Genomic DNA, 451 nt, shown 5'->3' with positions numbered 1-451 from the left:
TCCTCCACCGGCTCGGGGAAGGTGATCAGTGCGGAGGCTTCCTCGCCGGTGCGGTACTCGGGCTTGTCGAACACCACCTCGACGGTGCCAGGCACCGACTTCACGCCCTCGCCGCTCACCGAGTGGCCGGTGGCGCCAAGGAGCTGGCCCTTGTCGTCGCGCAGCTCCACGGAATAGGTACCGGGACGCTCGAAGGCCAGCGCGAAGCGGCCGTCGGCGACCGGACCGCTGTCGGTGGCGCGGTCCTCCAGGCGGATCCACTGGTAGCTGCTCGGCTTGAGCGGGGTCGGCTGTTCGCTGGCATAGCTGAACTCGACCTTCTCGCCGGCGGCGCTGAAGCGCTGCGGCGCGCTCAGGCGGTAGCGCGCGGCACCGCGCTCGATGAGGATCTCCTTGCTAGTCTTGACCCGGTAGGCGGCGCCGTCGCTGGCGAAGATGGTCAGCATGTAGC

At 69.2% G+C, this 451-nt stretch carries 1 protein-coding gene; it reads right to left on the bottom strand.

Going from position 1 to position 451, the window contains the following annotated elements:
• Positions 1 to 451, bottom strand: a 451-nt coding sequence (locus ETC00_RS19845) for a hypothetical protein (RefSeq protein ID WP_171567757.1), incomplete at both ends; no start/stop codon positions are given.

The sequence above is a fragment of the Brevibacillus sp. MCWH genome, from assembly GCF_013096935.1.
Lineage (GTDB): Bacteria > Bacillota > Bacilli > Brevibacillales > Brevibacillaceae > Brevibacillus > Brevibacillus aydinogluensis.
Note: the sequence above shows the minus strand (reverse complement) of the source record. Positions and strands in the feature narration are given on the sequence as shown.